Below are 21,869 nucleotides of genomic sequence, written 5' to 3'. Positions count from 1 at the left end.
GATGTACGCCCAACGTAACCACCCACCCCCGGGTGTCAAACCAGGCAGTGGTGTCGGCTCCTCACGCCTCAAGGTGATGCTCCTGGGTGCGTAGCGCAGTGCGCATGAGGCCGCCTGCCGCGTCACGCCATCGCCACCTTCACGCCACGGGTGCGTAACCCGCTCTACACCCCCGTCACCCCGAGGTAGCAACCGGCCGGCCTTTGGCACAGCAACCAACGTTGCAACCCCCTGGAATGACGTGCCTGCCTGCCTGCTGACGCCCCGCGTCACCCGTTGGCAATGAAAGTGCACAGTACGGCCAGCGTCGATGTCGGGTCCCCCCACCCGCACCTACCCTGGAGCATGTCCCCATGCTGGTTCAGCCCCTGCGCTCTCCGGACCTCCGCCGCGCCCCCTCGGCGGAAGTCTCCGTCGAACCCAAGGTCGCGGTGCTGCTCAACGCCAACGCCCGGAAGGTGGACGCCCGGGTGGTGAAGTCCCTGTCGCACGTGGTGCCGGAGCAGGACCTGTTCCTGTCGCGCTCGGAGCTGGACGGGCGCCGCATCGCGCAGACGGTGCTCGAGCGGGGCTACCCGATGGTCTTCACGGGCGGCGGTGACGGGACGTTCATGGGCTTCGTGAACGAGGTGCTTCAGCAGGTGGGCCCGCGAGGCCGCTTCGCCGGCCAGCCGGTGCCCCGCTTCGGCATCCTCAAGCTCGGCACGGGCAACGGCATCGCCAACCACGTCAACGCCTCCGGCACCCGGGGCGACGGCATCCTGAACGACGTGCTGCGCGCCCGCACGGGTGAGGTGCCCGGCTTCCGCCCCATGGACCTGCTGATGGTGGACGGGCAGCGCGCGCCGTTCGCCGGCCTGGGCGTGGATGGCAAGGTGCTCAACGACTACATCTGGGTGAAGGAGAACCTGGGCAAGGGGCTCTTCAAGAGCGTGCTCACGGGCAGCGGGGGCTACTTCTCCGCGGTGGCGTGCAAGACGGTGCCGCACTACCTGACGAACTCGACCTGGGTGGAGTGCGAGGTCGTCAACGGCCCGTCGAGCGAGGCCTACCGCCTGGGCCCGGATGGCCAGCCCCAGGGTGCGCCGCTGGCGCCCGGCGACGTGCTCTTCCGCGGGAAGCTGATGATGGCGGCGGCGGGCACCATGCCCTTCTACGGCTATGGCCTGCGCATGTTCCCCTTCTCGTGCGGCCGTCGCGGCTTCATGCAGCTGCGCCTGGGCCAGGTGACGCCCACGCAGGTGCTGGCGAACCTGCCGCGCATGTGGGCCGGCCGCTGGTTCCCGGAGGGTCTGCACGACTTCCACGTCCGCGAGGCCACCATCCGCTTCGCGCGCCCCATGCCCTTCCAGGTCGGCGGCGACGCGGCCGGCTACCGCGACCAGGTCAGCCTGTCCGTCGCGCCCGAGTCCATCGAGCTGGTCGACTTCAACGGCGCGCTGAACTAGGCGCCACGTCGGCAGCTGAAGCGCACGCGCCCTCCCAAGGGGCGCGACTCCAACGCACCGCCGCCTTCACGTCGCCCGGGCACCGGGCGATGCAGCCATGCGACGAGGATGCAGCGAGGCGCCCAGGACGGACGGAGGCGCTCCCGGACACGCGGGGTGACGTGAATCAGCCGCGGTCGCGCGAAGCCGGGGGCTTCTCGCCCGGCTCCTTGCGGCGTCCCACCAGGAACGCGTAGCTGACGCTGGCCTTGCCGTTGCTCTCGCGGTGCAGCGCCAGCTCCTCGCGCAGCGACGAGGCCTGGGGGCCCGACGTCGGACGCAGGCTGGCCTCCACCTCGCGGTAATAGTCGTCGAGCTCCGTGTCGTGCAGCGTCTCGGCCGACTCCGGCTCGAACCCGCCCATCTCCAGCGACATGAGCAGCTCACGCGGCAGGAGCAGCGGCGCGCCCAGACGGCGCTCCCACAGCTCGGCGGCGGCCTTGGGGACCACGCGCCCCACCCTTGCGGGGAAGGTCATCCCCAGCCGCCCGCGCTTGGCGAGCAGCGGCCGCAGGACGGACATCGTCCCCTTCAGCGTGTAGAGCACCCGCCCCGGGATGAGGATGGCGTCGAAGGCACCGTCTGGCAGCCCGAGGGAGTCCAGGGCCACGCCCCGGACCTCGATCCGGTCGCCGAGGCCCTGGTTGCGGACCCGCTCCCGGGCGGCGGCGACATGAGACTCGTCCGTGTCGCCGGCCATGACGGTGCAGCCCATCTCCCGGGCCAGGACCAGGGCGGCGCTGGCATCCGGGCCACACCCGAGCACGAGCACCTGCGAGCCCGGCTCCAGCTGGGCCACCTTGGCGAAACGCCGGGTCACGTCGTCCGAGCTGAACGCGCGCCGGGCGTCCGCGGGGTGGTACAGCGGAAAGGGCTCTGCCGGGCTCATGGACTCCTCATATACCCAACCCCGTCCGGACTTCCAGAGACGGACGAGAGGGAGCCCCCTCCCGAGCCCCTGGCGTCACAGGTGATAGATGACGCGCGGGTCCTTGTGGAGCAGGTCGTAGATGGCCCGGCGCTGCTCCTCCGACAGCAGGTACACCGACACGCTCAGCGAGACATAGGTGCCCTTGCTGCTGGGCTGCTCGCTGATGGAGTCCGGGGAGATCTCCGTGCCCATGGCCCGGCGGAACAGCTCCCTGACGTGCTCCGCGAAGCCAGGGCCCTGCTTGCCCATCACCTTGAAGGTGTAGACCGAGGGGTACTCGATGAGGGGCTTCTTCTCCCCTTCTTCCGGGGGCGCGTCTCCAGGTCCGTCCTTCTTCATGACACGTCTCTATCGCTTGGGCACCCCAGGTGCCTAGAGCAGGTTGGCGGCGAGCTCGGCCAGGGCGCTGCGCTCACCCTTGGCCATCGAGATGTGCGCGGCGATCTTCTCGCTCTTGAAGCGATTGACCACGTGCACCAGGCCGTTGTTGGTCGAATCCACGTAGGGGTTGTCGATCTGGAACGGGTCCCCCGTGAGGATGATCTTCGTGTTGTCGCCCACGCGGGTGATGATGGTCTTCACCTCGTGGGGCGTGAGGTTCTGCGCCTCGTCCACGATGATGAACTGGTTGGGGATGCTGCGGCCGCGGATGTACGTGAGCGGCTCGATCTCCATCAGCCCCAGGTCCAACAGCTCGTGGTAGCCACGGCCGGCCTTCTTGTCCGCGCGGCTCAGGTTCATCAGGAACTCCACGTTGTCGAAGATGGGCTGCATCCAGGGGTTGAGCTTCTCCTCGACGCTGCCGGGCAGATAGCCGATGTCGCGCCCCAGCGGGAAGATGGGACGGCTCACCAGGAGCTTCTGGTAGAGATTCTCCTCGGTCACCTTCTGCAGGCCCGCGGCGATGGCAAGCAGCGTCTTGCCCGTGCCCGCCTTGCCGACGATGGTCACCAGCTTGATGTCGTCGTTGAGCAGCAGGTCCAGGCAGAAGGCCTGCTCCATGTTGCGCGGGCGGATGCCCCAGGTGCCTTCCTTGCTCTGGCGCAGGAGCGGCACCAGCCGGTTCTTGAGCCCGTGCAGCCGGCCCATGGCGGTGTGGGACGGGTTCGTCTCGTCCTTGAGCAGCACGAGCTGGTTGGGGAAGAGCGTGTCCACGTCGGGCAGCTCCACCTCGGCGCCGGGCTTGTACATCTGGTCCACCAGCTCCTTGGGGACCAGCCGCTCGGTGAAGCCGGTGTACAGCTCCGTGATTTCGACCCGCTCGGTGTCGTAGTCCTGGGCGATGAGGCCCAGGGCGTCCGCGCGGATGCGCAGGTTGGTGTCCTTGGTGATGAAGACGGCCTGGGTGTCCGGCTCCTGCTCCATCAGGTCGATGGCCACCGCGAGGATGCGGTTGTCCATCAGGTTGCTGTCCGCCATGGACAGCGGCAGCTCACGGTCCGTGAAGGACACCCGCAGCATGCCACCGCGAGGCAGGGGTACGCCCTCCTTCAGCGAGCCCTCCGCGCGGAAACCATCCAGGTAGCGGGCCACGAGGCGGGCGTTGCGGCCCAGCTCGGAGAGGTCGCGCTTGAACTGGTCGATCTCCTCGATGACGTAGATGGGGATGATGACGTTGTTGTCCTCGAAGCCGTAGATGCTGCGCGGATCATGCAGGAGGACGTTCGTGTCGAGGATGAAGTTCTTTCGCATCGTGGGTTCGCGCGACCTTGATGGGTACGGGTGCGACCGCTGGTGACCGTGCGACGTGGCTATGCCTGACGCTCACTCCAATATACGCAGCGGCTCCCACGGAAGCAGCCGTGTTCGTGCGTGAACGCGGGCTGTTCGAAACCCCACGCCCCGCACCGGTCCTCCCGTCGAAGCGTTCGCTGAGGGGGGGACGTGGGCTGGCCGACACTCCGGGGGCGCGCGGCTCAGTGGGCCAGCACGGGGGCGAGCGGATCATACCCGAGCAGCTCCGCCAGCCGCTCGGGCGGAGGCCCCGGGGGCATGCGCTGCCAGGGGAAGCGCTGCTGGAGCGCCTCCTCGTCGAGCGTGAGGGGCTGTCGTCCGGTCTGCTCGCGTGCCTCGGCCCAGCGCTTCGCGTCGAACGTGCGGATCAACCGGCGGCTCAGGGGCGCGAGCATGGGCATGGGGGTGAAGGGAACGGGCTGCCCTTCCGCGTCGCGCAGGCAGCCCAGCTCCACGGCCCACGCGAGCAGCCAGCGCGGGCGGCCTCTTCCGGCGTCGCGCATGGCGAGGAAGCGGCCCTGGGCGGCGCCGTCCACGAAGAGGAAGCGCCGGTCATAGACGCTGGCGGCGGCGAAGGTGGAGGGCGTGAGGGCCAGCGCCTCCGCGCCGATGCGGCGGGCCATGAGCATGAGCACCTCGAGCAGCTGCGCGGAGAGCGCGAGCCCGGGGTGGCTCTGGCCAGGGAGCGGCGGGCGGTGCCAGTCGAAGGGGCGACCCGGGTTCTGGAGCAGGAGCGCGTCCACGTAGAGCAGGGGCGCGGTGGCGAGCGCGTCGCCCAGGCCGACCTCGGCGCCGGTGGCCATGCGCAGGGAGAGGTCGGCGACGGGGGCGTAGAAGCGGCGGCTCCAGAGGATGACGCGGGGGCGGAAGGGGTCCTCGCCCTGGACGCGCAGCTCCACGGGGCCCACGCGCTCCTCGGCGCGCTGGATGAGGCCGTAGGCGCGCAGGACGCGCTCGAGGCCCGGGTGGCTGTAGGTGCCGAAGAGCAGGCCGACGCGGGACTTCTGCGAGTCGCCCAGGCCGAGGTCCTCGAGGGAGAGTTCCTCGAGTTCGGGCGCGGCCAGGTCCGCCCCGCTCAGGTGCTGATAGATGCGGCGGAAGCGGGGGTTGATGGGCAGCGTCCGAGGCATGGGGGCGTCCTCACTCAGTCGTAGCGGATGTCGACGATGGACAGCTCGATTTCACCGCGGGGGCGGCGCACCTCCACGGTGTCGCCCACGCCCTTGCGCAGGAGGGCGCGTCCAATGGGGGACTCCACGCTGATGCGACCTCCGGCGGCGTCGATCTCGTCGGACCCGACAATCTGGTACGTGGTGCGCTGGCCGTCCTCGTCCTCCAGGGTGACGGTGGCGCCGAAGTAGACGTGTGCACGGTCGGTCTGTTCAGCAGGCGTGACGATGGTGGCGGTGTCCAGGCGGCGCTGGAGGAAGCGGATGCGGCGGTCGATTTCGCGCAGGCGCTTCTTGCCGTAGATGTATTCGGCGTTCTCGGAGCGGTCGCCCTGGGCGGCGGCGGCGGAGACCTCGGCGGTGACCTTGGGGCGCTCCTCGTTGAGCAGGCGGATGAGCTCCCGGTGCATCCGCTCGGCGCCCGAGCGGGTGAGGTAGCGACGGAACGGAGCCTTCTCCTCGCCGTCCTCGGCCTCCAGGTCATCGTGCTCATCTGGGGAGAGGTCCTGGGACATGGGAGTTGTATACCGCCGATGGCTGACGGAGGTGGGGGCCGAGAGGACGGGTGTGCCCGAAGTGACGAGCGCGCCACTGTCAGGATGCCGGACGTGCGCTCGCCAGTGGAAAGCGCGAAGGAGTGCTGGTAGGAAGCGCCTGCCTCCGGGGCCCAGGAGGGTTGCCCGAGGATTTTGGACAAAAGAATAGTGCGAGTCGCTAGCTCAGATGGTAGAGCACCGGCCTTTTAAGCCGAGGGTCGGGGGTTCGATCCCCCCGCGACTCATGCAGTGACGACGTCCCCGTCGTCTAGAGGCCCAGGACGCTGGCCTTTCAAGCCGGTAACACGGGTTCGAATCCCGTCGGGGACATGTAAAAACGCGGGGTTGGACGGTGCGAACTGTCCAACCCCGTTCGTTTTTGACCGCTGAGTGGCGTTACTACGGCGTTACGCCAGTCCGGGTAACGACACGAGCGCTCTTAGGTGAAGTTCGACGAGCGCGAGCCGACACAGGCCAGCAAGTCGGGGGACCTCTTCTCTCCTGGCCAAGCGAGCGCGCTGCTGGCGCTACTCCGGATCGAGGCTCCAGGCGCCTTCTGCCCAGCGCTTCAACGCCTCCTGAGCCTCAAAGGGAATGAGCCCTTCGCCCTTCGCCGCTTCTTCGAGCACGGCCTTGGCTTCTACGGTTCTGTACCGAAGCAGGTAGGTCGCAGCAGCGGTGCGCACGTCCATCCGTGGGTGCGTGAACAACTGGGCCAGCGCGTCCCGCCCTGAATCTCCGTGAGCACGCAGCTTCTTGAACGCGGCGATGCATCGATTCGCATGCTTGTTCCCGGTCTTGGCATCACCGCGCCAAATGGAGTCCGTTTGGGCGGCGACGTTCTCTGCAAACTCCTCGACCAACTGCGAAATCGATAGCGCCATTGCCCCTTCCTCAGTCGAACTTCAAGGAACCGGCCCGCCACTCTTTCAGAACCATCTCCGCATTGAACCGGGCGACCCCGGGGGGGCCATTAGCGAGTTCGCCAAGAACAGCTTCCGCAGCCTCGGGCATTGCCTCTAGGACGTGCGAAGCCGCCCATCCCCTCACGTGTGGATTCTCGCTGACCATCAAACTCGCAAGCACGCCTGTGCCCTCAGCGCCTCGTGCTCGAAGCTCTCTCCAGGCCGCGTCAATCCTGCGAAATTGTGCGTTGGTCGCTCGGTAGTCGCCGGACTCGCTCCCAGCACCATGTGCAGCGGCAGCCTCCGCATAGAGCGCACCAAGGGCTTGAAGCGACAACGACTTTGCGGGCGTCTTCATTAAGGGAGAGCTCCGAAGTCGCGAAGGATGTTCAACCCAAATTCGCGCTGAGCCTCATACGATTGAGCCCTAAGCCACTCACGCACAGTCTTGCCTCCTGAGATGCGCTGGTTCGACGAATAGAACGCGCTGACCTTCATGTGAAGTTCCTTGTCGAGCGCGACGACGTTCTCCGTGTTGTGGATCGCCTTCGGTCCGAACCTCCCCACATTGCCGTCGGTCTGCTCGACGATGTGGTGCCACTCCTTCCCCGGACCTGCGGGGCCCATCGCTCGCTTGAAGGACTTGAACGACGAGTAGGACTTCATGCCGCCAGGGCCAGCGGGTGGCGTCGAACTGGAGCCTCCTCCCTCCCCTGCGCGCTGAAGGACGATGGCGGCGCCTGGCCCACCGCTCAGCACCGCCGCAGCACGCCCCGTCGATGCGGACACGAGTCGCATGGCGACGGTGCCATCGGCGGCCAACACGAGCGCTGGGACCTCTGACGTGGCGAAGCCTGTTCCCCCCAGCGTGCGCGTCGCGGCGGACACGGTCCCCCAGGTGGCCACGAGGTTCGTCACCAGTCTGGAGACGGCCTGCACCTGCTCGCCCCGCGGCATGTACTGGAAGCGCTCCAGGTACTCGGGCGATGACTCCAGTAGTGCCACCACTGCGGCGGGCATCTCCCGGAGCGCCGCGAGGTTGTCCGCTGGTGACGTCGAGAAGAACTTGCCCACCGCGAGGGCGAGCCCGACGAACGCCTCTTCGGCCCCGTCCAGGGTGCGGCTGATGACGTCGGCATCATCGTGGACGTCGGCCAGTGGGAAGCCGTTCTCCTCCCGCAGCTCGTCGTTCAGCAACCGGAAGACGCCAGTCCGCCCATCGTAGAAGCGACCCAGTTCGAAGCCGTGCGCTCGAAAGGCCCCGTCCTTCCACTCCACATCCCCCACCCGTTGCTGTGTCCTTCCGCTATGCACCCATGCGAGGCGCCCGTCAGGCCGAAGCACCGCCAGATGGTTGAAGCGCGCCACCCGGCGCACCAGCTCCCCCCGCGACACCTCACCCGTCGCCAGCACCTCCCGCAACAGGAAGCCCACCGCGACACGCGCAGGAAACTGGCCGAGCGTCACGTCCCTCTTCAACAGCGTTTTGAGGAGTCGCGCCGCGTGAGTCGGTGAGAGAGAACTTCCCGCGACTGGCCGCGTGTCGCGCTCTTCGAGTCCCGCACTCTGAAGCAGGACATCGAACGCATCCTGCTGCCTACGGCCTGCCCCGAGGGACACAGACTCCCGGAACATGTGGCGGCGGTAGAGCGGTTGCCTCGATGAGGTGTCGGCCTCTTCGGCTTCCTGTTCGCGTTCGGGGTCCTCGCCCGAAACGCTCCACCGCTCCCCGGGAAGTCCCGCGCGCTGATGGAACGTGTCCCTGCGAGTCGACGACTCAGCCCCAGCGCAGCCCACGAACAGCAGGGCGACACCCACCACCCAAAGGCCAGCACGCATTCCTCTTCCTCTCGCAGCCTTCCACGGAAAGCCCCCAAATCCTGGCACGCACGACTGACACGTTCGAGGAAGCCAACAGTGGCCGCACGCACTCGCCGCGCAGCGAGGAGGAAGGCGACCAGGACGTCCGGACATCTGCGCGGAGGTCCATTTCCACCCTCCGCGCGAGAACCTCGGAAATCGCTATTCCGGAGGTAGCATCACCGTGTGCCCACCCTTCTACCGCGCTCATCGAAGATGGGCCGGACCTGGACGCATTCGACGCCTGCTGCTCGCGATTGGGCTCGGGACCCGCGGTGCTGCGCGACTATGTGAAGTCACTCAAGCACTCCTGGGCAGAAGCCTCGTACGTTCCCGACGCCGCGAACCTTCCAGCGGCCCGAGCCGTGGCCCGCAGGTTCCTGGAGCTGCGCGGAGAGGACTTCGCGGGCGGACTGGTCGTCCGGGCCTTCGAGCAGTTCACCACCACGGAGGCGAGGACGTGGTGGGTCCATGGACAGTGCATCCTCGTCACCGCGCATCCCGATACACCTGGTGACCTGCCGACGGGTACCAATCTCCAATCCATTGCATCTACCGTGGCAGCACTTGACCTGCCGTTCGTCACGGTCGACCTCGTGCTGCGCGCGGACGGAGTCTGGCGTGTCGTCGAGTTGGGAGACGGCCAGGTCAGCGATCGCCCGAAGAGCACATCGCCAGCTACGTTCATCGCGGCAATCGCAGGCGCACTCGGGGACTGAATCGGAGGTTCAGTCCTTCTCCAACGTCCGGAACACCGCGGGCAACTCCTGCTCACCCAGCCCCGCACCGAGGGCCCGCCGGTAGTTCTCCAACAACTCCCGCGGGAAGCGGGTGCTGATGCGCGCATCGCTGCTCAGCCGGACGATGTGTTCGAGGGCCGCGACATGGGTATTCAGACTGCACTGGTCACCCGTGAAGTCATTGCGCTCGACCATTCCCTGCGCGGCGTCGGCGGTGACAGAAATCAATCCAAGGAACGAGCTCTTCTGGGCGAAGAACAACTTCGGATCCAACCCCTCCGCCTTACACATGGCCGCGGCGTGGAGGACCGCCAGCGTGCCGCCGTAGTACGCCTCGAGAATCGCGCAGTCGAGCGTCGCCGCCGACCCAATCTTCTCATCGACATACACGGAGTTCTTCGCGATCGCCTGGAGCGCCCCCACGTGTCGCTCGAAGACAGCTCGCGACCCGGCGTAGAAGACGGTGGCGTACTCCGTGGCCACGAACGCGGGATACGCGAGGATCGCCGCATCCAGGTAGTCCACACCGTGAGCGCTCGCCCACTCCAGGCCACTGCGCGCATCCGCCGGCGACCCACTGGTGAGCTGCACGAGCGTCTTCCCCGCGAGCGCCGCTGAGACGCCCGGCGAGGAGAACAACTCCGCGCAGGCCGCGTAGTTCGACAGCGAGACGACGACAAGCTCGCGGCCCGCGACCGCCTCACTCAACTTCTCGAACGCCAGCGTTCCACTGCCCACCGCTTGCGCCTTGGCGTGGGTCCTGTTCCAGACCGCGACCTCGTGCCCAGCCGTGGCGAACGCTCGCGCCAGCGCGGTTCCCATGAGGCCACTGCCAATCACCGTCAGCTTCGTCGGACGCGTCGATGTCATCTGTCATCCCCAGGTGTGTCGTTCAAGCGCCGCACATGGATGCGGTGCGGCGCGAGTAGACCACAAGCCCGGAGGATTCAGACGCGGACCGACCGCCCGTCACGCGGCCCGGCGCTGCGGCGCACGCGATTGCTGGATGGCATCCAGCAGGCTCCGACTCGTCTCGCGATAATCGAAGGAGCGCACGGCACGCTCACGGGCCGCGCGGGACATCCGCTCACGCAGCGCCGTGTCCTGCCCGAGCCGGAGGAAGGCCTTCGCCAACCCCTCCTCGTCCCCCTGCCCCACCAGCAGCCCATCCGTCCCATCGGAAATCATGTCCGGCGTACCACCAATGATGGAACAGACCGCGGGGACACCACACGACATCGCCTCCATCACCGCGACGGGCGAAGCCTCTCCAAGCCCCGTGCTGGACAGCACGAAGGCATCCGCGCCGTGCAGCAGCTCGATGACGGCGGCCTCTCCGAGCGGCCCCACCATGTCCACATGCGCCTGCAATCCGAAACGGGCGATGGACTGACGGATCTCCTCCTCGTGAGGCCCTCGCCCGCCCAAGGTCAGGTGCGCACGCAGGCCCCGGTCCAACGCCTTGCGCAACCCCGCGAACGTATGCACGTGCCCCTTGCAGAGATTGAGTCGCCCAATCGAAACCAGGTGCAGTCCCCGAGGAGACTGCGCACGCTTCGCCGGAGGGCGGAAGCGGTCCGTGTCCACGCCCATCCACAGGGTATACGTCCGCTCGGGAGGAAGCCCCACGGACTCGATGAGCTCGCGCTGCATGGGGCGCGCGGCGGCGGCCACGAACGTGGCATCCCAGGCCTTCGCGGCATGGTCCGTCCCATACACAGGCAAATCCCCATGGAGATGGAAGCTGTAGCGCGGCCCTCCCAGGATCCGGCACAGCGCGAGCACATGCGCGGCATCCGCGGCCGAATGCCCATGCACGTGGTCCAGCTTCCGCTCCCGCGCGTGGTGCAGGAAGTCCACCGCGCAGGCCAGCATCCCCAATGCCCGAGCCTTCTGCTTCACACCCACCGAGAGCTTGGAGACGTACGTGAGCGCCTGGGCCATGCCCGGGAAGTCCCTTGGAGAGACCAGCGCCGAAGAGAGCCTGGGCGGAAAGAGATACGTGGTCTCAGCGGCCGCATGCGCAGCCCACTCGTGGGGGCAGTCCTCCACCGGACGCCGCGTCGAGAAGACATGCACCTCCACGCCCATGGCGCGCAGGGCGGTGATCTCCCGCCAGAAGAAGGCATGGGTCTGCGTGGGGAACTCCGGGATGAGCATTCCCAGACGAAAGGGGGCGGCGGTCATGGCCTGTGTTCTATCCAAACGACTGCGGGCGATGGCGCACCCTAGCCCGGCAGGCTGAGAGAGGTAAGAAAGTGAGCACTGCAATCCGCCCCCAGACGGCCCCGCACGCCTCTCTTTGCAAGAGAGAATCGGCAGAGGTCTGGGATGCCCCACCCCGAACCTCCTTCGCGGCTCCAGACAGACTGGCAGGGAATATCGCTTCGCCTCTTCGTCGGGCATTCGAAACCCATGATGGTTTCAACGCCAACCAAGGCAGCCCTCCAGTGAGCGACTCAACCCAGCCGCCACGGCCCTTTCATGGCGAGACCCGCCCAGCGCCTCTCCTGGGGAGTCGGGTGGGCCTCCCGGTTGAACCCATCCTCCCGGGTGGCGGACACTCGCGACATGGCGCGCGGCCCCGAGCTCGCCCTCCTGACCGAGAGCGAGGGCATCCTTGAAGTCGACAGCGTGGTGGACGGCTTTCGCATCCTGAAGCCGCTGGGTGAAGGCGCCATGGGGCAGGTATTCCTCGCCCAGGACCTCTCGCTCGGACGCCGGGTCGCGCTGAAGTTCCTCAAGGTCGAGCTGCTGGGCCAGCAGAACGCGGAGCGGCTCCTGGAGGAAGCCCGGACCACGGCGCGTTTCAACCATCCGCACATCATCACGGTGCACGGCGTGGGCAAGCACCACGGCCGCCCCTACCTCGCGCTCGAGTACATCGACGGCGAATCCCTGAGGCATCGACTCACCCACGAGCCGCCGGGTCCCAACGAAGCGCTCCGCATCTGCCGCGCCATCGCCGAGGCGACCGCCGAAGCCCACCGCCATGGAATCATCCACGCGGACCTCAAGCCCGAGAACGTGCTGCTGCCCAGGGACGGACGGGTCCGCGTCGTCGACTTCGGACTGGCCCGCCACGCGGGGACCGAGCAGGGCGCCGCATCGGGAACTCCCGCCTACATGGCTCCCGAGCGCTGGCACGGAGCGCCTCCCTCACCCGCCATCGACGTGTGGTCGCTCGGCATCATCGCCTTCGAATTGCTCGAGGGACGAAGGCCGCTGACCGATGAGCAGCTCGCGAGCTTCGTCTTCTCCCCCTGGCCTCTCGAGCACTCACCACGCGAGCTGGCGCTCCCCGTCGGCCAACTCCTGCGAGCATGCCTGGCCATCGCCCCCGCGCATCGGCCCTCCGCGCAGCAGGTCGCCCAGGCGCTCGCGGAAGCCCTCGGCCCGGGGCACAGCCGCGCGGGAGACCTCACGCCCTTCCGGGGCCTGCACCCCTTCACGGAGGGGGACGCCGAGGACTTCTTCGGCAGGGAGCCGGAGCTGGATGCGTTCATCGAACGCCTGCGCCACGAGCCGCTCGTCCCGCTGGTGGGGCCCTCTGGCATCGGAAAGAGCTCCTTCCTCCATGCCGGCGTGATTCCCCGGCTGCGGCAGATGGACCGCTGGTCGGTGCTCGTCACACGCCCTGGCCCGAACCCCTTGGGGAGGCTGGCCGCCATGCTGGTCGCGGGGCTCGAGGACGAGGCTACCGCCGAGGCCACCAGGGAGGTCCTCGCCCGGCGCCCTGGCGAAGGGGTCCGGCTGCTGCGGCGGCGCGGTGAGGTGACGCAGACGCGGGTGCTCCTCGCCTTCGATGCGTTCGAAGAGGTCTTCACGCTCGCCGCGCCCCAGGAGCGGCTCCAGTTCACCACGTGCCTGGCCGCCATCGCCGCCGCGGATGACCGGTGGCGCGTCGTCCTCGTGCTCAGGGATGACTATCTGGGCGCCTACTGTTCGCAGGAGCCGCTGCGGCCCCATCTTGGGGCGGCCTTCATGCTCGCGCGACTGGGCCCGGCGGCGCTCCACGAGGCCATCAGCGGTCCCCTGCGCCGGGTCGGCTATTCGACCGATGACGCCTCACTCGTTCCGCGGCTGGTGGCCGAAGTCCAGGAGCTCGCCGCGGGCCTTCCGCTGCTGCAGTTCGCCTGCATGGCGCTCTGGGAGCAGCGGGATACGAAGCGACGGCTGCTGCTCGCCTCCGTCCACGAGGCGCTGGGCGGCGTGGGTGGCGCGCTGGCCTCGCATGCACAGCGCTTGCTGCGTCAGCTCCCGACCGAGGAGTTCCACAAGGCGCGGGCGCTGCTCCTACGACTGGTGACCGCCGCGGGCACCCGCCGCCCCCGCCCTCAGACGGAGCTGCTGGAGGGGCTGGGCGCGGAGGGGGCGCGGGTCCTCGAGCGGCTCCTCACCAATCGGCTGGTGACCGTCACCCGGGAGCCCCAGACGGACGAGCCCTTCATCGAGCTGGCCCACGAGTCGCTCGTGCTCGCCTGGCCGGACCTGACGCGCTGGCTCGAGGAGACCCACGAGGAGCGCGTCCTCGTTCAGCAGTTGGAGCAGGCATCCCAGCTCTGGGAGCAGCGCGGGCGGCAGGTTGGCGAGACCTGGACGGACGAGGCGCTGAGCCAGGCGCTCTGGCGTGTCACGGAGTGGGACGTCCGACTCCCGACGCGCTCGCGCGAGTTCCTGGAGGCAGGTCGCCAACGCGCGCGCAGCCTGACACGCCGACGCAGGTGGATGTTGGGAGGCTATGTCGCGGCCCTCGCCCTGATAGCCCTGGTCTCCCTCCTGGCCGCCTGGGCGTTCCGGGAGAAGCAGCTCGAGGCCATCCGCCGCCAGGACGACATCCGCCTGGCCGCCGCGAACATGGGGGAGTTCGAGCTGGTCCTGGAGCCCCATGACTTCGACCCCGTGAAGCAGCAGTGGACTCGCGCAGCCGACATGGACCTGGACTGGACCCTGCGGCCCGCGGATGAAACGTCCAGCCCGGAAGAAGCCAGATCCTATTCCGCGCAGGAGCTGTTGCGGAGCCGACTCCGCCGGATGCCGGACGGGAGCCTGCGCGAGCGTGTCGAGGCGCCCTCGCGCATGTCCTGGCTCATCGTGGAGCGTCCGGGCTGCGCGCCATCCATCGTGCGCCTGCGGCAACTGCCGGACTTCGATGACCGACAGCGGGGGCCGCCGCGGGAGCTGCGCTTCCCCATCCCCACCTGCGCGGCATCGAGGGTGGATTCGATTCCCATCCCCGCGGGCCCGTATTGGAAGCCGGAGTCGGAGGATTCGCCAGAGCCCGAGCACCTCGTCGAGGTGGCGGACTTCTCGCTCGACCGGACCGAGGTCACCAACGGGCAGTTCCGGCTCTTCGAATCACAAATCCTCCCGCAGACCTTCGAGCGGCGGGAGCATCCGCCGAAGCTGCCCATCTTCAGTCGGATGCTCGAGCCCGCCATGCCCGTCACCGGGGTGGACGCCGCCGATGCGCAGGCCTTCTGCCGATACATGGGCAAGCAGTTGCCCACCGAGGACGAGTGGCGCAAGGCCTTTCGCGGAGGGCTGACGCTCGGCCCCGGAGCCACGGAGGTGAACCCGGCACCCCGGAGGAGGACTGTCTGGATGGTGGAACGGCGAGAGCCTCAAGCGAATCTCAGTGGAGACGATGGGCACTCCGCCGCCGCCCCCGTGGGCTCCTTCCCCGAGGACCGCAGCCCCTACGGCCTGCTCGACATGGCGGGGAACGTGGGGGAGTGGACGCGGAGCATCTCAACGCGAGGAGAGAACGAGGGCCTGCGAATCTCCACCGGAGGCCGCTGGGACTCTCCGCTCGAGGAGCGACACGACGACGTCGCCTGGAGTACCCACCTCCCCTCCAGGCGCTTCGACTTCGCGCTCGGCCTGCGCTGCGCCGAGCACCCTTGAGCGCGCTGCGTGCGCTCAGCGCAGCGTGGACAGCAGTTGCTCCAGGGCGGGCGCGGGCTCGACCTTGGGCCAGCGCAGCATCAGGGGCGCTTGCTCCCGTTCATCCTTGATGAATACCCACCGTCGGTCCGCGGACACGGTGACTGGCTTCCCCTGGACGCGGAGGCTGAACCCCGCGCCGCAGAGGGGCTCGCCGCGCCCCATCACCTCGAATCCCGGCAGCCTCCGCGTCCAGGGTCCGGGCTGCTCGGGGACCAGGCTGGAGGTGTCATCGCGGCTGCCGGCGGCGGTCGGCACGTCGTTGCGCGAGGAGTAGAGCCACGCCGAGGTGAACTCCTCGCTCAAGCCACCGGGAACGAAGTCCGTGGAGAGCAACTCGACGGTCGTGCCGAACACCTCTCGCTCCAGGGCCCTGGAGACGTTCTTCAGCATCTTCAGTCCACTCTCCCCCACGCCGGTCCCACAGCCCAACAGCCGGATCTGGGCATCGGGCGCGAGATGCGGCTTGAGCCGCTTCAGGATGGCGATGACCCCAGGAGGCTCGACTGCGCTCACCAGGAACGTGTCGTCGCCGAGCTCGAACTCCTCCGACGAGCCATGTCCCACCAGGTCCAGCAGGTCGATGGGACGGCCCACATTCAACGCGATGTTCGGGAGGTTCTGCCAGTACTGACAGCGCTCGACCAGGGTATGTGACGATGGGGGGCTCGGCCGAACCTTCTGATCTTGCATCGGCCCCCTTGACTCAATCACATCATCGATGGTTTCGAAGAGGCCCTGAAAGTCCTGTGTATAGGAAACGACCGTGAGATGGGTTTTCATGAGCGCGGGCTCCTAGCGAAGGGACAACATGACTTGGTTGAGGACCTCGAGCAGCGGCGTGTCCTCCAGAGCCTCGTCCTCACTCAGGGCGCGCAGCAACATCTTGCTGCTCGCCGCGATGGGCCACTTCTTCCCACCCTCCCTCAGGGTCGTGACATTGAGGGCCGTCCCCAGGTCCAGATTCGCACTGCGCTCCCAGGCCTCCGACAGCATGAGGAAACCATACGGATGCTTGTCCGTCGCCCGCGGCGCAGTCGAGGGGAGATCCGGCCAGCAGATCCGGAACTGCTGCGTCAACTCCACCATGAAGAGCTTCGGCTGGGTGGGGTCGACGGGGTCCCGCAGGTCCTCCCTGCGCGCGAGCTGGAAATAGAAAATCCGCAGGCCGTCGCAGGTCGTCTCCTCGCGGACCCGCTTGACGATATAGGGATGGAAACGCGGCCCGATGGTGTCCCGGAGCCACCACCGCCTCAGTTCCTGCGGGGTCGCCTTGGGTTCGATATCGGCGGCGCCATACTCCTCGGTGGATACGGCCAGGGGAACGTCTGGCATCTCTGCTCCTGGGGTAGTGGATTGAGAGTGTCGAGCCCCGGCGGTGGCTGCGACACCCCGCCAGGAACAAGTCATTCACTGCAATGAGCTGAGCCCATTCGCCGCGCGACAGGAGCAATCCGCGCGCCAGCCCGCCTCCTCTGAATGACGGCTCCCTGGACTGTCAACTCCAGTGGACAGTCCCCCACGGCGCATTCAAATCGATTGGACACCACCCCGGGCGAGAGCACGTGTGTCCACGACTGGACTGAACCGGGCATGGGCTTTGCTCACCGGGGAAGCGCGCCCCACGCAAACGACGGGGGTGGGCTCGATGGTGCCAGGTGCGAGGGGGGGCTGGCGCCATCGAGCCGGTTTTCATCGGGAGGATGAATGTCCGCACGTCACCGTGAAGAGCAGCGTCTGGCTGAAGCATTGGAGAGAAGAGCCCGCCCATGAGCGCGTCCTCAAGCGGCGTGGTCCTCGAAGCACTGGGCGCGATACAGTCGGGTCAGCTCTCCATCGAGGAGGTCCTGCGCGCGAGCCTCCGCGCCAATCCTGGGATGAAGGGTTGGCTCGAGGAGAAGCTGGCGCGCTCGAAGGACCAGGACAGACGTATTCCCTGGGTCAGGCGGCAGCTCAAGCTCTCGGAGAGCGCCCGTGAGAAGGTCCTCACGGCCGCGCGTCGCAAGTTCCTGCGCAGACGGGACGTCGTGGGCGTGTCCTGGGGCGTGAAATACACGGGCGGACTGCCACGCCAGGCGGACTCGCTCATCGTCTGGGTGCGAAAGAAGAAGCCACCACGCGAGGTCCGCTCGCTCATCGAAGGCCCCTTCCAGGCACGCGTCGAAGGAGTGCGTCACACCGTGATGCTGGACGTGCAGGAGCTGCCCACAGGGACGAAGCAATGGGGGACACCGGTGCGCCCGGGCAACCTCACGCAAGTGAGAGTGGGAGAGAAGCTCGGTACGCTCAGCGCGGCCTTCGACACCGGAGACATCTACTTCTCCGGCCACGTGGCGAAGGCCACGGGGAGACAGGTGACGGTGTTGCTCCCGGGAGGACGGAGCATCCCCGCGGGCGTGGTGAGGCGCTACCGCGACGACGAGGAGATCGACGGTGCGCGGGCTGGGCCGCTGCAGGCCAACGATATCGCTCGCGCCACGCGGTCGCCTGTCCGGGTCCGCACGCTGAAGTCCTCCGAGCACGACATCGGCGTCCGTGTCATCACCGTCGATGGTGAGCGCAGGTCGTGGATTGATGCGCTCGAGGCCCCGGCCGACTTCGGCGTTGACGGGAGGATGCGCTCACTCATCCGCCTCGCTGGCCGGGTGACGGAGGAGGGAGACAGCGGCGCCTGTGTCCTGGATGACGCAGGCCGCCTGATTGGATTTGTCGTCGGTTCAGCCGACAAGCACACCATGGTCATTCGCGCGGAAGGGGTCTTCAATGCATTGCAATAAGATCATCGCGGCGGGGTGCGTGATCTTCTTCTCCTGTCTCGCCAGGGCGGAGGAGACAACGTACCGGTATGAGGTCTACAAGCAGGAAGATGGCGCGCCCGTCTGCACGATGAAACAAAAGGGCGTGGAGACGAAAGAGCAGTTTCTTCGCATCGAAGTCACCGTCCCTGTTGGCTCGAAACTGGAAAGCGCCTCCCTCGTCAAGCAAACAACTCCTGTCGAGGTCGTCTCCTTCCCACTCGACGGCATCTCCCCACCCGCCGAAGGTGGCAACCTGGCGGTGCTCACCCTGGAGCGTGCGAAGTTCGGCAAACGCGAGACGGCGTTCCTCCAGGTCCAGATGAACACAGCTGGCGCGGTGAGTTCGCCCATCGACTGTAAGACCGAGGAGGGTGACTCGGTTTCTTATTTCGGAGAAGAGGACACTTCGAAGACCGACTCGATTGACGTAAGTGCGCTTGAGTTCTGGCTGGGAAACGAATCAACACTCAAAAACAACCTGCTCACGCAATTGAAGGCGATTGACAACAAGAGGAAGCGAATCCTTCTCGTACACCTGCCATCGGGTGCGATTGCATCTCCCATGGACAATGCTGTCTCGGAGGGAGAGTGGATCCAAGTGGCATTCCTCCTGCCCGAGACTGAAGAGCGCATGCCGAGAATCACCTCGAAGAACTGTGAGGTCGTCAACACCTTCCGTCAGAAAGAGGCCCCGTCGGCCAAGGAGGGCGCGGATCCCAACATGGTGCCCCCAGGCGTGAAACCCGACGAGCGCGCGCGCCCTATCAAGTTCAAGCTGGTTCCCGTAGGGCAGATGTTCCGGTGTGGAGCGGGCGCCCTTTCATACGAAGTCCATCCACTCTCCGGCTATGAAGCCAAGCGCCAGAAGGAAGCAGGAACGACTCCGGAAGCAGCGTCCTCTTCCGTCGAAAATGTGGTCACAGCCCGGGTGCGGCCCCGCTATCACCTCGCCGCCACGGCCATGGTGGGATTCGACACGGCCACGACCCGGCGCTTCGAGACGGATTCGTCCCAGCTCGTCCAGGAGGTGACGGACCGGGAGGGCCTCGCGGTCTATGTCGGTGCGACATGGATGGTGACCGGGGTGGACTACGAAGCGATGACGGAGCTGGACTACTTCCTCAACGTCTTCGCGGCCGTGAAGCCGACCTCGCCCACGGAGGATGCCGTCGTGGGGCTCGCGTTCACCTACACAGGCTCGCTCTCCCTGGCGCTGGGCCTCAGCCTGCACAAGAACACGCGCCTGACGAAGGGCTACACCGTGGGCAGCAGCTTCACGGGGGATGGAGACATCCCCACCGAGAAGACGTGGAAGGGCATGCGGCCTGGGTTCTTCGTGGGCTTCGCCGTCGACAGCAACATCTACGATGCGCTGATCAAGAGATTCTGACCCGCGCACGAGCACGAACGACAGAAGCCCAGCCCCCACCAGGGAGCTGGGCTTCGTTCTTCACCGTGGCGACCCGGTCGCCCGACGCACGCCTCAGGACTGGTGGAAGACCTTCGAGAAGAAGTTCTCCATGCGGGACTTCTCGGGCTCCAGGGTGTTGGCGGGCGAGGCCACGCTCGTGCCCAGTCCAGCGGCCGGACGCAGACCCGACGCGATGCCCGGCTTGATGTGGTGACGCAGGTCCACCGCCACGTCCGTCTTCAGGTGCGTGCCCACGCCCGCCGCGGCATTCACATCCGCCGACTGCTTGAAGAAGCCATTCTCCAACCCAATCTTGCCGCCCGCCTGCGCCGCCGCGCCCGCCACCACGCCGCCCGTGACGGAGCCGTGCAGCCGGCCCAGGTGCCCGCCCGCCGTGCCGTACGCCCCCGCCGTGGCCGCCGCGCCCACCTGACCGGAGAGCATCGCCGTGGCCGTCCTCGGGTCCAGGCTCGCCACGCCCTCGGCGTACGCCGTCGCCGACGCCTTCGCCTCACCCTTCACGTAGCCACCCACGTGCCGGTTGAAGTCGTGGTTCGCGCTCGCCGTCACCCCCACGCCCGTCTCCGCCTTGCCCGTCAGCGCCGCCGTGTACGCGTGGTTGTGCCGGTCGTACGACAGCCCCGCCTGCCCCTGCGCCTTGAAGCTGTTCGCCTCACCCGTGATCTGACCGCTCGTCACGCCGAACCGGCCCGCGTGCGTCTTCTGCAACTCGAACGCCGCGTTGGGCCCGTTCACCTCGGCCTGCGCCGAGTAGTGGTGCACGCCCGGAGCGTCGTACCGCGTGGTCGAGGCCTGCACCGAGCCCGTGCCACCACTCAGCGAACCCCCACCGAAGGTGTCCTTCTGGAACGTCTTGCCAGGCCGGTCCACGAGCATGTTCGGCTGGGCGCCCGCCGGAGCCGTGAGCTTGTTGTCCCCGCCGCTCACCATGATGTCCGAGGCCTGGCCCGTGGTCTTCTCGAAGGGGCTGTACGACGGCTGGCCCTCCACCATGCCCGGGTGCTTCAGCGGCCTGGGCTCCACCGCGGGCTGCGCGCCCGCCGTCGGCTGCGTCGTCACCGGCTTCGTCACCTGCGAGGACGGCGCCGAGGCCGGCAGCGTGTTCGCCCGCCCCAGCGGCTTCGGCTGGAACACCTTCGGGGTGGACGAGGACGGCAGCGTGTTGGAGCGGGTCAGCTTCTTACCGATGCGGGGGGACATGGGAGGCTCCTTCGAAGTGCGGCGGATGGGTCGTTACTGCGATGCCCCTCCCCACTGCACCCCACATGCCATGCCCGTGTCGCGCCACCTGGACGCGCAGCCCTCCTGATTTCCATCGGTTGGCGAGCACCCTCTCCCGGGTCTCCCCGCGTCGCCTGATGACGGCAGTCATCAGCCCCCTGACAGCCGTCATCGTCCCGCACGTCGACGTGAGCCCTCGGGCTACTCGGCGCAGTCCTTGTCGTAGTTCAGCTCCCGCTTCTCGATGACCTTGTCCTCCTCGACCAGCTTCTGCCCGTCCCACTTCACGACGGTGCGCGTGGTGTCGCTCGGCAGGAAGTTGCACGCGGCCCCCGCCGCGTAGGTGCAGCGCCGGGTCACCACGAAGGCCGTCTTGCGGGAGGGCTCCAGCGTCGTGTCGCAGCCCTCCATCCCCATGCCCGTCGGGGAGTGCTCGTCCTCCATGCTCACCTTGCCCAGGTACTTGCCCGCCGCGTCGCGCGCCACCACGTCCAGCCACAGCACCACCCGCCCATTCCCCAACGACACCGGAGGCTTCGGCCGGGAGACGACGCGCGTCAGCGTCACGCCGCTCAGCCCCACCTTCAACATCGCCGGCTCCTGGACCACGCGCTCGCCCCCCGCCTCCTTCCACTTCGGACACGCGGACACCGCCTGCGTCACCGGCCGCTCGTAGATGAACGGGTGATACGCCTTCAACAAGCGGCGCTGCACCGCGGACTCGTCACTCCGACAGAACCCCAGCAACACGACCTCGAAACCCGGGTTGAGCCCCGGCACCGAGCCGCTCGACACCGTCTTCGGAAAGCCCTCCGCCAACACGAGCGCCTTCGCGACCAGCTCCCGCTCCGACTCCCACTTCGCCACGGACGCCTTCGCGGCCTCCGCGTCCTTGCCGCCTCCCCAGATGACCGCCACGTACTCCCCACCCTGCCCCTCCGGCGCTGGCGTGGATGCGACAACGGAAGTCGCGGAGAGCAGCACGAACGGGACGACGTATCGCATGGAGTTCCCCCGTCACACGAGGGACCTCCCCTCGCTCCCGCCCGAGCCTACTCCACGGCTCCGGAAACACACTGACACAAAGAGTCCGTCAGACTTCACAAGTCC

Annotated in this window: 19 protein-coding genes and 2 tRNA genes; 7 read left to right on the top strand and 14 right to left on the bottom strand. The window is 67.4% G+C overall.

Annotated features, from left to right (window positions below; translation table 11 throughout):
- Positions 1 to 353 precede the first annotated feature (353 nt).
- Positions 354 to 1,448 carry a diacylglycerol/lipid kinase family protein gene (locus OWM54_RS38660; RefSeq protein WP_267700617.1) on the top strand — a complete coding sequence of 365 codons (1,095 nt, stop codon included), beginning with the start codon at positions 354 to 356 and terminating at the stop codon, positions 1,446 to 1,448.
- Between the two features lie 166 nt (positions 1,449 to 1,614).
- Here the strand turns inward: OWM54_RS38660 and OWM54_RS38655 are convergent, their stop codons facing one another.
- The 5 genes from OWM54_RS38655 to greB form a co-directional block, all read right to left on the bottom strand.
- A complete protein-coding gene (locus OWM54_RS38655; RefSeq protein WP_223747658.1) occupies positions 1,615 to 2,376 on the bottom strand; it encodes an SAM-dependent methyltransferase in 762 nt (253 codons plus the stop codon).
- 75 nt (positions 2,377 to 2,451) lie between these two features.
- Positions 2,452 to 2,757 carry a YbeD family protein gene (locus tag OWM54_RS38650; protein WP_141327958.1) on the bottom strand — a complete coding sequence of 102 codons (306 nt, stop codon included), beginning with the start codon at positions 2,755 to 2,757 and terminating at the stop codon, positions 2,452 to 2,454.
- 33 nt (positions 2,758 to 2,790) lie between these two features.
- On the bottom strand, positions 2,791 to 4,110 hold the full coding sequence (locus OWM54_RS38645) for a PhoH family protein (protein ID WP_046714397.1): 1,320 nt from the start codon (positions 4,108 to 4,110) through the stop codon (positions 2,791 to 2,793).
- Positions 4,111 to 4,334: 224 nt separating this feature from the next.
- On the bottom strand, positions 4,335 to 5,282 hold the full coding sequence (locus OWM54_RS38640; protein WP_223747657.1) for a deacetylase: 948 nt from the start codon (positions 5,280 to 5,282) through the stop codon (positions 4,335 to 4,337).
- 14 nt (positions 5,283 to 5,296) lie between these two features.
- Positions 5,297 to 5,836 (bottom strand): transcription elongation factor GreB, encoded by a 540-nt coding sequence (gene greB / locus OWM54_RS38635; RefSeq protein WP_141327954.1) that lies wholly within the window; start codon positions 5,834 to 5,836, stop codon positions 5,297 to 5,299.
- A 193-nt stretch (positions 5,837 to 6,029) separates the two neighbouring features.
- Between greB and OWM54_RS38630 the strand changes: the two genes are divergently transcribed.
- Positions 6,030 to 6,102 (top strand) — tRNA-Lys (locus OWM54_RS38630).
- 12 nt (positions 6,103 to 6,114) lie between these two features.
- Positions 6,115 to 6,187 (top strand) — tRNA-Glu (locus OWM54_RS38625).
- Positions 6,188 to 6,384: 197 nt separating this feature from the next.
- Here OWM54_RS38625 and OWM54_RS38620 read toward each other — a convergent pair.
- From OWM54_RS38620 to OWM54_RS38610, 3 genes are read right to left on the bottom strand one after another with little or no spacing between them, the layout of a single operon-like run.
- Positions 6,385 to 6,741, bottom strand: coding sequence for a DUF2019 domain-containing protein (locus OWM54_RS38620; RefSeq protein WP_141332889.1), 357 nt, complete (start codon positions 6,739 to 6,741; stop codon positions 6,385 to 6,387).
- A gap of 10 nt (positions 6,742 to 6,751) precedes the next feature.
- Entirely contained in the window at positions 6,752 to 7,120 is a 369-nt protein-coding gene (locus OWM54_RS38615; RefSeq protein ID WP_141332890.1) for a DUF2019 domain-containing protein, read from the bottom strand.
- Positions 7,120 to 8,601 carry a hypothetical protein gene (locus OWM54_RS38610; RefSeq protein ID WP_267700616.1) on the bottom strand — a complete coding sequence of 494 codons (1,482 nt, stop codon included), beginning with the start codon at positions 8,599 to 8,601 and terminating at the stop codon, positions 7,120 to 7,122. The genes OWM54_RS38615 and OWM54_RS38610 overlap by 1 nt, the downstream gene beginning before the upstream one ends.
- Before the next feature lie 278 nt (positions 8,602 to 8,879).
- Here OWM54_RS38610 and OWM54_RS38605 point away from each other — a divergent pair, with 278 nt between their 5' ends.
- Positions 8,880 to 9,341, top strand: coding sequence for an ATP-grasp domain-containing protein (locus OWM54_RS38605; RefSeq protein ID WP_324289173.1), 462 nt, complete (start codon positions 8,880 to 8,882; stop codon positions 9,339 to 9,341).
- 9 nt (positions 9,342 to 9,350) lie between these two features.
- Here OWM54_RS38605 and OWM54_RS38600 read toward each other — a convergent pair whose 3' ends face one another.
- Both OWM54_RS38600 and OWM54_RS38595 read right to left on the bottom strand, forming a co-directional pair.
- Complete coding sequence (locus OWM54_RS38600) at positions 9,351 to 10,232, bottom strand: NAD(P)-dependent oxidoreductase (protein ID WP_267700614.1); 882 nt, start codon at positions 10,230 to 10,232, stop codon at positions 9,351 to 9,353.
- A 99-nt stretch (positions 10,233 to 10,331) separates the two neighbouring features.
- Positions 10,332 to 11,549 carry a glycosyltransferase family 4 protein gene (locus OWM54_RS38595; protein ID WP_267700613.1) on the bottom strand — a complete coding sequence of 406 codons (1,218 nt, stop codon included), beginning with the start codon at positions 11,547 to 11,549 and terminating at the stop codon, positions 10,332 to 10,334.
- Positions 11,550 to 11,897: 348 nt separating this feature from the next.
- Here OWM54_RS38595 and OWM54_RS38590 point away from each other — a divergent pair, with 348 nt between their 5' ends.
- A complete protein-coding gene (locus OWM54_RS38590; RefSeq protein WP_267700612.1) occupies positions 11,898 to 15,269 on the top strand; it encodes a bifunctional serine/threonine-protein kinase/formylglycine-generating enzyme family protein in 3,372 nt (1,123 codons plus the stop codon).
- A 15-nt stretch (positions 15,270 to 15,284) separates the two neighbouring features.
- On the opposite strand, the gene OWM54_RS38585 is transcribed toward OWM54_RS38590, so the two are convergent.
- Both OWM54_RS38585 and OWM54_RS38580 read right to left on the bottom strand, forming a co-directional pair.
- Complete coding sequence (locus OWM54_RS38585; protein ID WP_267700611.1) at positions 15,285 to 16,001, bottom strand: DUF4347 domain-containing protein; 717 nt, start codon at positions 15,999 to 16,001, stop codon at positions 15,285 to 15,287.
- A gap of 102 nt (positions 16,002 to 16,103) precedes the next feature.
- Complete coding sequence (locus tag OWM54_RS38580; RefSeq protein WP_267700610.1) at positions 16,104 to 16,643, bottom strand: hypothetical protein; 540 nt, start codon at positions 16,641 to 16,643, stop codon at positions 16,104 to 16,106.
- A 434-nt stretch (positions 16,644 to 17,077) separates the two neighbouring features.
- Here OWM54_RS38580 and OWM54_RS38575 point away from each other — a divergent pair, with 434 nt between their 5' ends.
- Both OWM54_RS38575 and OWM54_RS38570 read left to right on the top strand, forming a co-directional pair.
- The gene (locus tag OWM54_RS38575) at positions 17,078 to 18,085 is read left to right on the top strand and encodes a hypothetical protein (RefSeq protein ID WP_267700609.1); all 1,008 of its coding nucleotides are present in this window, start codon (positions 17,078 to 17,080) and stop codon (positions 18,083 to 18,085) included.
- The gene (locus OWM54_RS38570) at positions 18,072 to 19,496 is read left to right on the top strand and encodes a hypothetical protein (protein ID WP_267700608.1); all 1,425 of its coding nucleotides are present in this window, start codon (positions 18,072 to 18,074) and stop codon (positions 19,494 to 19,496) included. The genes OWM54_RS38575 and OWM54_RS38570 overlap by 14 nt, the downstream gene beginning before the upstream one ends.
- A gap of 93 nt (positions 19,497 to 19,589) precedes the next feature.
- On the opposite strand, the gene OWM54_RS38565 is transcribed toward OWM54_RS38570, so the two are convergent.
- Together OWM54_RS38565 and OWM54_RS38560 are read right to left on the bottom strand one after the other, a co-directional pair.
- The gene (locus OWM54_RS38565) at positions 19,590 to 20,738 is read right to left on the bottom strand and encodes a hypothetical protein (RefSeq protein WP_267700607.1); all 1,149 of its coding nucleotides are present in this window, start codon (positions 20,736 to 20,738) and stop codon (positions 19,590 to 19,592) included.
- 222 nt (positions 20,739 to 20,960) lie between these two features.
- Positions 20,961 to 21,764 (bottom strand): hypothetical protein, encoded by an 804-nt coding sequence (locus OWM54_RS38560; RefSeq protein ID WP_267700606.1) that lies wholly within the window; start codon positions 21,762 to 21,764, stop codon positions 20,961 to 20,963.
- Between the last annotated feature and the right edge of the window lie 105 nt (positions 21,765 to 21,869).

Source organism: Myxococcus sp. MISCRS1 (assembly GCF_026626605.1).
Taxonomy (GTDB): Bacteria; Myxococcota; Myxococcia; order Myxococcales; family Myxococcaceae; genus Myxococcus; species Myxococcus fulvus.
The sequence above is the reverse complement of the archived record's forward strand: the minus strand, read 5'-3'. Positions and strand labels throughout refer to the sequence as shown.

Bases quoted from the DNA above. Each gene is read 5' to 3' on its own strand.
- OWM54_RS38565 (WP_267700607.1), bottom strand. From the start codon at position 20,738: ATGTCCCCCCGCATCGGTAAGAAGCTGACCCGCTCCAACACGCTGCCG.
- OWM54_RS38580 (WP_267700610.1), bottom strand. From the start codon at position 16,643: ATGCCAGACGTTCCCCTGGCCGTATCCACCGAGGAGTATGGCGCCGCC.
- OWM54_RS38570 (WP_267700608.1), top strand. From the start codon at position 18,072: ATGCATTGCAATAAGATCATCGCGGCGGGGTGCGTGATCTTCTTCTCC.
- OWM54_RS38575 (WP_267700609.1), top strand. From the start codon at position 17,078: ATGAGCGCGTCCTCAAGCGGCGTGGTCCTCGAAGCACTGGGCGCGATA.
- OWM54_RS38640 (WP_223747657.1), bottom strand. From the start codon at position 5,282: ATGCCTCGGACGCTGCCCATCAACCCCCGCTTCCGCCGCATCTATCAG.
- OWM54_RS38600 (WP_267700614.1), bottom strand. From the start codon at position 10,232: ATGACATCGACGCGTCCGACGAAGCTGACGGTGATTGGCAGTGGCCTC.
- OWM54_RS38650 (WP_141327958.1), bottom strand. From the start codon at position 2,757: ATGAAGAAGGACGGACCTGGAGACGCGCCCCCGGAAGAAGGGGAGAAG.
- OWM54_RS38620 (WP_141332889.1), bottom strand. From the start codon at position 6,741: ATGGCGCTATCGATTTCGCAGTTGGTCGAGGAGTTTGCAGAGAACGTC.
- OWM54_RS38615 (WP_141332890.1), bottom strand. From the start codon at position 7,120: ATGAAGACGCCCGCAAAGTCGTTGTCGCTTCAAGCCCTTGGTGCGCTC.
- OWM54_RS38610 (WP_267700616.1), bottom strand. From the start codon at position 8,601: ATGCGTGCTGGCCTTTGGGTGGTGGGTGTCGCCCTGCTGTTCGTGGGC.
- greB (WP_141327954.1), bottom strand. From the start codon at position 5,836: ATGTCCCAGGACCTCTCCCCAGATGAGCACGATGACCTGGAGGCCGAG.
- OWM54_RS38655 (WP_223747658.1), bottom strand. From the start codon at position 2,376: ATGAGCCCGGCAGAGCCCTTTCCGCTGTACCACCCCGCGGACGCCCGG.
- OWM54_RS38595 (WP_267700613.1), bottom strand. From the start codon at position 11,549: ATGACCGCCGCCCCCTTTCGTCTGGGAATGCTCATCCCGGAGTTCCCC.
- OWM54_RS38660 (WP_267700617.1), top strand. From the start codon at position 354: ATGCTGGTTCAGCCCCTGCGCTCTCCGGACCTCCGCCGCGCCCCCTCG.
- OWM54_RS38560 (WP_267700606.1), bottom strand. From the start codon at position 21,764: ATGCGATACGTCGTCCCGTTCGTGCTGCTCTCCGCGACTTCCGTTGTC.
- OWM54_RS38645 (WP_046714397.1), bottom strand. From the start codon at position 4,110: ATGCGAAAGAACTTCATCCTCGACACGAACGTCCTCCTGCATGATCCG.
- OWM54_RS38585 (WP_267700611.1), bottom strand. From the start codon at position 16,001: ATGCAAGATCAGAAGGTTCGGCCGAGCCCCCCATCGTCACATACCCTG.